Below are 9,571 nucleotides of genomic sequence, written 5' to 3'. Positions count from 1 at the left end.
CGGTGCCAGGGCTGCCGCGCGCGCCGGGGCCGTGGCGGATGCCGGGCCCGGGGTGGCCGCTGAGGCCGAGCCCGTCCCCGTCACCCCCCGCCTCCGCTTCGCCGCCGCCGTCGCGGGCGCGGCCGTGCGGGTCGCCGTCGAGTCCTGGGCCCACACCACCGCCCCGCACACCGGCGCCACGGGCCCGGCCGCGCTGGCCCTGCGCAACCTGGAGACACTGACGGGGTTCGACTGGGAGGAAGAGCCGGGAAAGGGCTAGGGGGTTTCTCCCCCTGGGAGTTGAGGCGAACTACGGATCGGGCGTGTCCGTGGCCCGGCTCAGGCGCCCGCCCAACTCCCGTACGCACGACACCAGTTCCTCCGGCTCCAGGACCGTGAACTCGCACCCGGAGAGCCCGAGCCGTACCGCCAGCCACTCCACGGGCTCGCTGCTCGTACCCGTGAGCGCCGAGCCGCCGTCCCCGTAAGTCTCCAGCTGACCAAGCCACTTGGGCAGCCGGGCGGCGACGGTCTCGGGCGTATCGGCGAACCGGACGGTGAAGGCGTAGCTGCCCTGGTGGAGCCAGATCGAGCGGCGCAGGTACTCCTCGACACCGCCCTCGGGGAGTTCCCGGGGAGTGAAGCGCGCCCCCGTGGCGAACGGTTCGCTCAGCCGGTCCACCCGGAAGGTCCGCCAGTCCTCGCGCTCCAGGTCGTAGGCGACGAGGTACCAGCGCGTGCCGGTGGACACCAGGCGGTACGGCTCGGTCAGCCGGTGGGACTCGCCGCCGTCCCCGGCGCGGTAGGCGAACCGCAGCCGTTCGCGTCCGGTGACCGCCGAGGCCAGCGTGGTCAGGGTCTCCGGCGCGATGTTCGGGCCGTCGCCGCCGGTCAGCGGGGTGGTCGCGGCCTGGAGGGTGGTCACGCGATGGCGCAGCCGGGCGGGCAGTACCTGCTCCAGTTTCGCCAGGGCCCGTACCGACGCCTCGTCCACGCCCGCCACCGCGTGCCCGGCCCCGGCCCGCAGCCCGACCGCGATGGCCACGGCCTCCTCGTCGTCGAGCAGCAGCGGGGGCATCGCCTTGCCCGCGACCAGGCGGTAGCCGCCCTCGGCGCCCAGGGTGGCCTGCACGGGGTAGCCCAGCTCGCGCAGCCGCTCGATGTCCCGGCGCACGGTACGGCGGGAGACCCCGAGCCGGTCCGACAGCTCGCCGCCGGGCCACTCGCGCGGGGTCTGGAGGAGGGAGAGGAGGCGGAGGAGCCGGGCCGGGGTGTCCGTCGTCATGGGTTCGAGGATGGCGGAGAAAGAGGACAGGGGCTGGCCGCTTTCCCCGGGCGGTTCCGTTCCTGTCTGTCCGAGAGTCCGTTCATGCCCGAATAAAGTCCGAACCCGTTTACTTTCTGGAAATCCCGGCGTAGCCTCCGAGTGAAACCACACGTTCGGGCATCAACGGCGATGGCCGGACGCGTGGGACACGTGGCAAGTGGACCGTACGACGACCGGACAACGGGCCGGGGACGACGACGCGGAGGCGGCGGAGATGTACGCACCGGAGCGGCAGCAGGCGATCCTCCGGCTGGCCCGTGAGGGCGGCCGGGTGGACGTGCTGTCGCTGGCCGAGGAGTTCCAGGTCACGGCCGAGACGATCCGCCGCGACCTGAAGGCCCTCGACCGCGCGGGTCTGGTCCGCCGGGTGCACGGCGGGGCCATCCCCTCCGGCAGGCTCGACTTCGAACCCGACCTCACCGAGCGCGAGTCCACCGCCGCCGACGAGAAGGACCGCATCGCCAAGGCGGCCCTCGCGGAACTGCCCGTCGACGGCACGGTGATCCTCGACGCCGGTACGACCGTCGCCCGCATGGCCGCCGCGATCCCGCTGGAGTCCTCGCTCACCGTCGTCACCCACAGCCTGCCCATCGCCGCCCGCCTCGCGGACCACCCGGGCATCCAGCTCCATCTGATCGGCGGCCGGGTCCGGCACCGTACCCGCGCGGCCGTGGACGCCTGGGCGCTGCGCGCGTACGGCGAGATCCGCGCCGACGTGGCCTTCGTCGCCGCCAACGGCTTCTCCGCCGAGCACGGTCTGACCACCCCCGACCTCGCCGAGTCCGCCGTCAAGCGCGCGGCCGTCGCCGCCGCGCGCCGGGTCGTGCTCCTCGCGGACTCCGCCAAGTACGGCCAGGAGCACTTCGCCCGCTTCGCCGGTCTTGACGACGTGGACCTGCTGATCACCGACAGCGGGCTCAGCCCCGACGACGCGGCCGCCGTCGAGCGCGGCGGCACGGAAGTAGTACGCGCATGATCCTCACCGTCACCCCGAACCCGTCCCTGGACCGCACCTACGAGGTCCCCGCCCTGGAGCGCGGCGAGGTCATCCGCGCCTCCGGCGAGCGCATGGACCCGGGCGGCAAGGGAGTGAACGTCTCGCGGGCGGTCGCGGCCGCCGGTCGGCGCACGGTCGCCGTACTCCCCCTGGGCGGCGCCCCCGGCGCGCTCATCGCGGAACTGCTCGACGCGCAGGGCATCGAGGTCGCCCCGGTGCCGATCGCCGGGGCCACCCGGTCCAACATCGCGCTCGCGGAGGCCGACGGCGTCCTCACGAAGATCAACGCGCCGGGGCCCGAACTCTCCCCGGACGAGCAGGAGTCGCTCCTCGACACCGTCCGCGCGCACTCCGCCGACGCCGACTGGATCGCCTGCTGCGGCAGCCTGCCCCGGGGCCTGGCCCCCGCCTGGTACGCCGACCTCGTCACCCGGGCGCACGCCGCGGGCAAGCGCATCGCCCTGGACACCTCGGGGCCCGCGCTGTCCGAGGCCCTGCGTGCCCGGCCCGACGTGGTGAAGCCCAACGCCGAGGAACTGTCCGAGGCCGTCGGGCGCCCCCTGCTCACCGTGGGCGACGCGGTCAAGGCCGCCGAGGAACTCCGCGCGATGGGCGCCCGCGCCGTGCTCGCCAGCCTCGGTGCCGACGGCCAGCTCCTCGTGGACGGCGACGGCGCCTGGTTCGCGACCGCGCCCGTCGACGCCGTACGCAGCAACGTCGGCGCGGGTGACTCCTCCCTCGCCGGGTTCCTGATCGCGGGCGGCAGTGGCCCGGAGGCCCTGGCCTCCGCCGTCGCGCACGGCGCGGCCGCCGTGCAACTGCCCGGCAGCGTGATGCCGACGCCCGCCGATCTGGACCCGGCGGGCGTGACGGTCACGGCGGACATCCCGTCCGACCGGCCGCTCAGGGAGCCGGTGTCATGAGCACCGCCGCCCCGAAGGGGTCGGGCCCATGAACGCCGCGTCCCCCGTCCATCGGTCCACCCGGGCGGCCGGTGTCGTGCCCGCCCTGTTCCCCCTCTCCTGCTTCCCCCACAGCCACACCCCCGTCCCCCGTCACGCCCACCCCACGCCCCGGGCGATACGCGAGCAAAGGAGCCCGCGATGAGCGAGATGATCACCGCGGATCTGGTCGACCTCGACCTGTCCGCCGAGAGCAAGGAAGCGGCGGCGCGCGCCCTCGCCGAACGCATGGTGGCCCAGGGCCGGGTGACCGACCTGGAGGGCTTCCTCGCCGACGTGGCCGCCCGTGAGGCGCAGATGCCGACCGGCCTCGACGGCGGCATCGGCATCCCGCACTGCCGCAGCGAACACGTCACCGAGCCGACGCTCGCCTTCGGACGCAGCGCGGCCGGGATCGACTTCGGCGCGCCGGACGGCCCGGCCGACCTGATCTTCCTGATCGCGGCCCCGGCGGGGGCCGACGACGCCCACCTCACGATCCTCTCCTCGCTGGCGCGCCAGCTGATGAACACCGAGTTCACCGACGCGCTGCGGGCGGTCTCCGACCCGGGTGCGGCGGCTGCGCTGATCCGGGGCGAGGAGCCTCCGGCGGCTGAGGCGAAGGGTGCCGAGGAGGCTCCCGAGGGTGCGGGCGCGGGCGCGGAGAGCGCCCCCAAGGACACCGCCACGGCGTCGGCGGCGGCCTCCGCCGACGCCGCGGCGGGCAGTACGGCTCCGGCGGCCGCCGACGAGAAGGCTCCGCAGCCCTTCCGGATCGTCGCCGTCACCTCCTGCCCCACCGGCATCGCCCACACCTACATGGCCGCCGAGTCGCTGGAGAACGCGGGCCGTGAGGCGGGCGTCGAGCTGGTCGTGGAGACCCAGGGCTCGGCGGGCTTCACCCGGCTCGACCCGACCGTGATCGCGGCGGCGGACGCCGTGATCTTCGCCCACGACGTGCCGGTGCGCGAGAAGGACCGCTTCGCGGGCAAGCCCACCGTGGACGTCGGCGTGAAGGCGGGCATCAACCGCCCCGCCGACCTCATCACCGAGGTCCGCGCCAAGGCGGAGCGCGGCGAGAGGACCGCCCCCTCGGGCGCGGCGGCCGGAGGAACCCCCGTGGAACGCGCGGGCGACTCCACCGAAGGATATGGGACAAAGCTGCGCAAGTGGCTCATGTCGGGCGTCAGTTACATGGTTCCGTTCGTCGCCGCGGGCGGTCTGCTCATCGCCCTCGGCTTCGCGATCGGCGGCTGGACGGTCAACAAGGCCCCCTCCGTCATGGACCACTTCGTGTGGACCCAGGCCGACAGCTGGGGCGCGCTGCTGTTCCAGATCGGCGGCATGGCCTTCAACTTCCTGGTCCCGGTCCTCGCCGGTTACATCGCCTACGGCATGGCCGACCGCCCCGGTCTCGTCCCCGGCTTCGTCGGCGGCGCGATCTCGCTCAGCATCAACGCGGGCTTCCTCGGCGGCCTCGCGGCCGGCCTGATCGCCGGTGGCGTGGTGATGGCGATCCAGCGGGTCAACATCCCGGCGGCGCTGCGCGGCATCATGCCGGTGGTGGTGATCCCGCTGATCTCCTCGGCGGTCGTCGGCTTCCTGATGTTCGTGGTGATCGGCAAGCCCATCGCCGCCGCCCAGAAGGGCATGACCGACTGGCTGAACGGCCTCACCGGCACCAACGCCGTCCTGCTCGGCGCCCTCCTCGGCCTGATGATGTGCTTCGACCTCGGCGGCCCGGTCAACAAGGTGGCCTACACCTTCGCCACCGCCGGTATCGCCGTCGCCAGCCCCAGCGACTCCGCGATGAAGATCATGGCCGCGGTGATGGCGGCCGGCATGGTCCCGCCGCTGGCGATGGCCCTGGCCACCACCGTGCGCGGCAAGCTCTTCACGCCGACCGAGCGCGAGAACGGCAAGGCCGCCTGGGTGCTCGGCGCCTCCTTCATCTCCGAGGGCGCGATCCCGTTCGCGGCGGCCGACCCGCTGCGGGTCATCCCGTCCGCGATGGTCGGCGGCGCGGTCACCGGCTCGCTGTCGATGATGTTCGGCGCGACCCTGCGCGCCCCGCACGGCGGCATCTTCGTGGTCCCGCTGATCGGTAACGCGTTCCTCTACCTGCTCGCCATCGCCGCGGGCGTCTGCGTCAGCACCGCCCTGGTGATCCTTCTCAAGGGCACTCGCAAGCAGCCCGGGGACGCGGCCTCCGGAACCTCCGCGACCCCGGCGGAGGACAAGCGGGACGCGAAGCAGCCGATAGCCGCCTGACGGCTGCCGCCACCGAAACGAGGCGTCACGGCCCGGACTTCCGAGTCCGGGGCCGTGACGCCTTTCCGATGCCCGGGCCTTCGGGGTTCTCAGGGTTCTCAGGGTTTTCCGGCGGGGCCGGACCGGCGGGTCTTCCGGCGGGGCCGGACCGTCAGCCGTGCGTCGCCGCGCGCCGCTCCATGGCGTCCCGGGCCGCGTCCTGGCTGGTGTACACCTCGCACATGTGCCGCCCGTCGGGCGTCGCCGTGTGCTCGACCTCCCACAGGGAGACCTCCCGGCCGTCCCGCAGCAGGAACGCGTGCTCGTACAGCGCGAAGCTCAGCCCGGCCCGCGCGGTCCGGCGGCCGGGGCGGCCGAAGGCCTGGGTGATCTGGTGGGCGGCGGTCGTCGCGAGCAGCGCCGCCGTCGCCGCGTCCGGCCGGTCCGGGTTCTCCGCGCGGCGCAGCAGCCGACGGGCGTGGTCCGCCGAGTTGTCCGCGACATACACATGACGCGGCTCGGGGACCGCCGACAGCTCGGCCAGCAGCGGCAGTTCGAAGTCGGGCGTCTCCTGCGGGAGCGCGAGGCGTGCGGTGGCCGTCTGGAGTTCCTCCTCGTCGATGTACACCTCGTGCTGGGTTTCGCCGCCCGGGGCGGTGTTGTGGACCAGCTCCCACAGGGTGACCGCCGAACCGTCCGCCAGCAGCCAGGTGTGGCGGTACGTCTCGCGGTGCAGCCCCGCGCTGTGGTGCGCGGAGTGCAGCGAACTGTCGTGCGCCAGCGCGCAGTCGAGTCGGCGTATCACCTCGTCGGGCAGCTCGAAGGAGTTCAGGGTGCGGCCGAGGAGCCGCTCGAGGTGCTCCTCGGGAGACTCGGGCGACTCGGCGGATTCGTACTCCGCCGTCTCGTACGGAACGCTCAAGGTTTCTCCCGGCGTCGCTGCATGTCACCTGGTGGGTGCATACCGTAGCCCCTCGGTCGGACATCGTGCCCGGGAACCGAGAAACGTACTTGAGGTAAACGCCGGTGGCGCCCGGATGGTTCCCGCGAGCTGGGCCTCCGTGAAAAAAATCCGCCCGTTTCTTCTGTCACCGCAGCCCCAACCGCCTTGGAAAAAGCGGACGTTACCGGTTCACTCCACCCGAGCCCCCTCCCCGTACAGCTCCTCGTACGACGGCCACGCCCCGCCCGGAGCGGCCACCGGGCGCGCAGCGCGCACGGCGCGCACGATCGCGCGCGTCACCAGATCCGCGCCCGCCGCGAGGACCGCGTCGAGGGCCGTGTCGAGGGCCGGGGGCCGTTCGGGATCGAGCGAACGGGCGCCGGTCGCCAGGGCGAACGCGGTGTCGCCGTTGTGCAGCAGATGTACCGGGCGTACGGCGCGGGCGATGCCGTCGTGGGCGGTGCCCGCCAGCTTCTGCGCCTGAGCCTTGGTCAGATCCGCGTCGGTCGCCACCACCGCGAGCGTCGTGTGGAGTGGCGGCTCGGGGTTACGCGCGGCCACCTCGGCTGTCCGCCGCCGCGCGGCCTCGTGCGTCCGCCGCTCCGGATACGTCACCCTCCCCTCGAACAACTCCCCGTACAGCACGCCCGTTTCGGGGTCCAGCACGGACCCGGCCGCGTTCACCACCGCGAGCGCGCCCACCGTGATCCCCGACTCCAGCACCGTGCTCGCACTGCCGACTCCGCCCTTGAGCACCCCGGCGACGGCACCGGTCCCCGCGCCCACACAGCCCTGCGGCACCTCGGCGCCCGGTCCGCTCGCCGCGGCGGCCTCGACCGCCGCCCGTCCCAGCGCCGCGTCCGGACGGGCCCGGAAGTCCCCGCCGCGCCCCAAGTCGAAGAGGCAGGCCGCGGGCACGACCGGCACGACATGCGCCGGGTCCGGCCCGACCCGCACCCCGCGCCCCCGCTCCTCCAGCCAGGCCATCACCCCGGACGCGGCGTCGAGCCCGTAGGCACTGCCGCCGGTGAGGACGAGGGCGTCCACCTTCCGCACCACGTTGCGCGGGTCCAGCGCGTCGGTCTCCTTCGTACCCGGCCCGCCCCCGCGCACGTCCACGGCGGCGACAGCACCGCCCTCCGGCGCCAGTACGACGGTGACCCCGGTGAGCCAGCCGTCCCCGTCCCGCGTGGCGTGTCCGACCCGCACGCCCCCGACATCGGTCACCGCGTCAGCCGTCATGCACCTCAGTCTGACCCGGCGCCTCCGGGCTCACACCGTCTCCGTGTCCACGACGCCCCGGGGCGTCTGCGTGCGGTACGAGTGGCCCAGCTCCGGGCCCAGGCCGAAGTAGTGGCGGAAGTTGTAGATCAGGGGACTCCAGGCGGCGGGGTCGATGTGCCGTCCGCCCGGGGCGAGGAGACGGGGGGCCGCGTGGACCTTGTGGACCCGGGTCTCGACGATCAGGTGGTCGCCCGAGACGTCCGGGCGGACGCGCTCGGCGCGGGCCTCCAGCTGGAGGGGGCATTCCGCCACACGCGGCGGACGGACCAGGTCCGAGGGTTCCGGGCGCAGACCGGCGGCGGTGAACTTGTCGGGTTCGTACCGGCAGCCCGGCGCCTTCGTCGGCGGGACCGGGTGGCGGCCGGTCAGCGGGGCCAGGCGCTCCACCGCCTGCCACTGCTCCGGGCCGGGGAGGCTGATCACCAGGTCCGGGCGGCTGCTCAGGTTGCGCGCGGTCTGGCCCTCGCGGCCGAGCCCCAGGACGACCGTCCGGCCCAGAGCCCAGGCGGAGGACATCGGGGCGAGGTTGACCGAGCCGTCCTCGTTCTCCGTGGTCAGGAGCACCACCGGTGTCCCGAAGTAGAGGATGCTCGGCTCGATGGTCACATGGTCGGAAGGTGTCGCCGTGTTCATGCCGGGAGCCTAGGAACCGGTCGGTTCGGTGGTCGCCGAACAGTGCCGGGGCGGGGCGGCCGTACCCTGGTGGCATGAGCACCGCCCCCGTACCCGAGCCGCGCGACCCCAAGGCCGCGCTCGTCTTCGACGACCCGCTGAACCAGCAGTCCTCCGACGACACCGACCGGGGGTGGGGCGAGCGTCCGGTCGGCGACAGCAGTGCCGCCGACCTGAAGCGCTTCCTCGACGAGAAGCCGCCCCACCACTTCTGAGCGGTACGGAAAAGCTCCGTCAGCGCCCGTCCGGCCCGGCGGTGCGTTGCTGCGTGACCGCGCCGTCCGCGCTGCCGTTGCGCTGCGCGACCAGCAGGTCGCGGATGTCCTGGAGCACGTCCACCTCGGTCACCGGGGTCGGCTCGTTGGCCGCCTGGCCCTCGCGGGCCTTCTTGCGGGCCTCCTGGCGGGCCAGGTACTTGGCCATGGGCAGCACCATCAGGAAGTAGACCACCGCCGCGGTGATCAGGAACTGCAGCGCGGAGCCCACGACCGAGCCCCACAGGATCAGCACGCCCTGCTCGGCCTTGCCGTCCGAAGCCGGCACGCACGGGGACTGGATGCACAGGCTGTAGTGGTCCAGGTTCTGCGAACCGAACGCGCCGACCAGCGGGTTGATGACGCCCTTCACCACCGAGTTGACGATGTTCGTGAAGGCGGCCCCGATGACCACCGCGACCGCCAGGTCGATGACGTTGCCGCGCATCAGGAACGCCTTGAAGCCGTCCAGAATGCTCGCGGCTTCCTTCTTCGTCTTGCTCACCTCGGTGACTCTCCTCGTCGTGTGCACAGGTTGTGGAACAAAGCGCTCCGCAACCTACGGCACCGCGCGGCCATCGTGTCCAATCCCGTCGCTCGATCGAGCGACTTGACAGCGCGCCTGCGAGCAGAGGGCGCGGGCCGTTCACCATAGCGTCACCGCCAGCCGCGCCGAGGGGTTCGCACCCACCAGCCGGGCCGCCGTCGCACGTGGCACGGCCAGCACCACCAGCGCACCGCCCGCGCTCACCCCGTCCTCCGGCTCACCCAGCGGCTCCGGCAGCCGCGTCACCCGCGCGCCGCGCGCCAGTACCTGGGCGCCCCCGCCGGTCGGCCGTTCCTCGGCGGCGATCACATCGACCCGGTCGCCGGGCCGCAGCAGCCGGACGGTCGCCGCGTCCGCGATCCGCACCGGTGCCCGCA

Annotated in this window: 9 protein-coding genes and 2 pseudogenes; 5 read left to right on the top strand and 6 right to left on the bottom strand. The window is 73.4% G+C overall.

The window, feature by feature from the left end; all coding sequences use genetic code 11:
- Positions 1 to 259: pseudogene (locus tag GTW40_RS14390) on the top strand (TetR family transcriptional regulator); the annotation flags it as partial.
- Positions 260 to 289: 30 nt separating this feature from the next.
- Here GTW40_RS14390 and GTW40_RS14385 read toward each other — a convergent pair.
- Complete coding sequence (locus GTW40_RS14385; protein ID WP_202485880.1) at positions 290 to 1,264, bottom strand: YafY family protein; 975 nt, start codon at positions 1,262 to 1,264, stop codon at positions 290 to 292.
- Positions 1,265 to 1,520: 256 nt separating this feature from the next.
- Here GTW40_RS14385 and GTW40_RS14380 point away from each other — a divergent pair, with 256 nt between their 5' ends.
- The 3 genes from GTW40_RS14380 (at position 1,521) to GTW40_RS14370 (ending at position 5,515) form a co-directional block, all read left to right on the top strand.
- Positions 1,521 to 2,282 (top strand): DeoR/GlpR family DNA-binding transcription regulator, encoded by a 762-nt coding sequence (locus GTW40_RS14380; RefSeq protein ID WP_161180569.1) that lies wholly within the window; start codon positions 1,521 to 1,523, stop codon positions 2,280 to 2,282.
- Entirely contained in the window at positions 2,279 to 3,226 is a 948-nt protein-coding gene (gene pfkB, locus GTW40_RS14375; protein WP_161180568.1) for a 1-phosphofructokinase, read from the top strand. Before GTW40_RS14380 ends, pfkB begins: the two co-directional genes overlap by 4 nt.
- 180 nt (positions 3,227 to 3,406) lie before the next feature.
- Complete coding sequence (locus GTW40_RS14370) at positions 3,407 to 5,515, top strand: fructose-specific PTS transporter subunit EIIC (protein WP_161180567.1); 2,109 nt, start codon at positions 3,407 to 3,409, stop codon at positions 5,513 to 5,515.
- A 151-nt stretch (positions 5,516 to 5,666) separates the two neighbouring features.
- Here GTW40_RS14370 and GTW40_RS14365 read toward each other — a convergent pair whose 3' ends face one another.
- The 3 genes from GTW40_RS14365 to GTW40_RS14355 all read right to left on the bottom strand — a co-directional run bounded on the left by GTW40_RS14365 (position 5,667) and on the right by GTW40_RS14355 (position 8,354).
- Positions 5,667 to 6,416, bottom strand: a complete 750-nt coding sequence (locus GTW40_RS14365; RefSeq protein WP_161180566.1) for a DUF6227 family protein — start codon at positions 6,414 to 6,416, stop codon at positions 5,667 to 5,669.
- 210 nt (positions 6,417 to 6,626) lie between these two features.
- Positions 6,627 to 7,679 (bottom strand): P1 family peptidase, encoded by a 1,053-nt coding sequence (locus GTW40_RS14360; RefSeq protein ID WP_161180565.1) that lies wholly within the window; start codon positions 7,677 to 7,679, stop codon positions 6,627 to 6,629.
- 30 nt (positions 7,680 to 7,709) lie between these two features.
- Positions 7,710 to 8,354: a flavin reductase family protein gene (locus GTW40_RS14355; RefSeq protein ID WP_161180564.1), complete on the bottom strand. Its 645-nt coding sequence runs from the start codon at positions 8,352 to 8,354 to the stop codon at positions 7,710 to 7,712.
- A gap of 74 nt (positions 8,355 to 8,428) precedes the next feature.
- Between GTW40_RS14355 and GTW40_RS14350 the strand changes: the two genes are divergently transcribed.
- A complete protein-coding gene (locus tag GTW40_RS14350) occupies positions 8,429 to 8,608 on the top strand; it encodes a hypothetical protein (protein WP_161180563.1) in 180 nt (59 codons plus the stop codon).
- Positions 8,609 to 8,627: 19 nt separating this feature from the next.
- Here the strand turns inward: GTW40_RS14350 and mscL are convergent, their stop codons facing one another.
- Together mscL and GTW40_RS14340 are read right to left on the bottom strand one after the other, a co-directional pair.
- A complete protein-coding gene (gene mscL / locus GTW40_RS14345) occupies positions 8,628 to 9,152 on the bottom strand; it encodes a large conductance mechanosensitive channel protein MscL (RefSeq protein ID WP_161180562.1) in 525 nt (174 codons plus the stop codon).
- Positions 9,153 to 9,293: 141 nt separating this feature from the next.
- A pseudogene (locus GTW40_RS14340) lies at positions 9,294 to 9,571 on the bottom strand (hypothetical protein); the annotation flags it as partial.

Origin of the sequence: Streptomyces sp. SID4985, assembly GCF_009863025.1 — a bacterium.
Taxonomy (GTDB): domain Bacteria; phylum Actinomycetota; class Actinomycetes; order Streptomycetales; family Streptomycetaceae; genus Streptomyces.
Note: the sequence above shows the minus strand (reverse complement) of the source record. Positions and strands in the feature narration are given on the sequence as shown.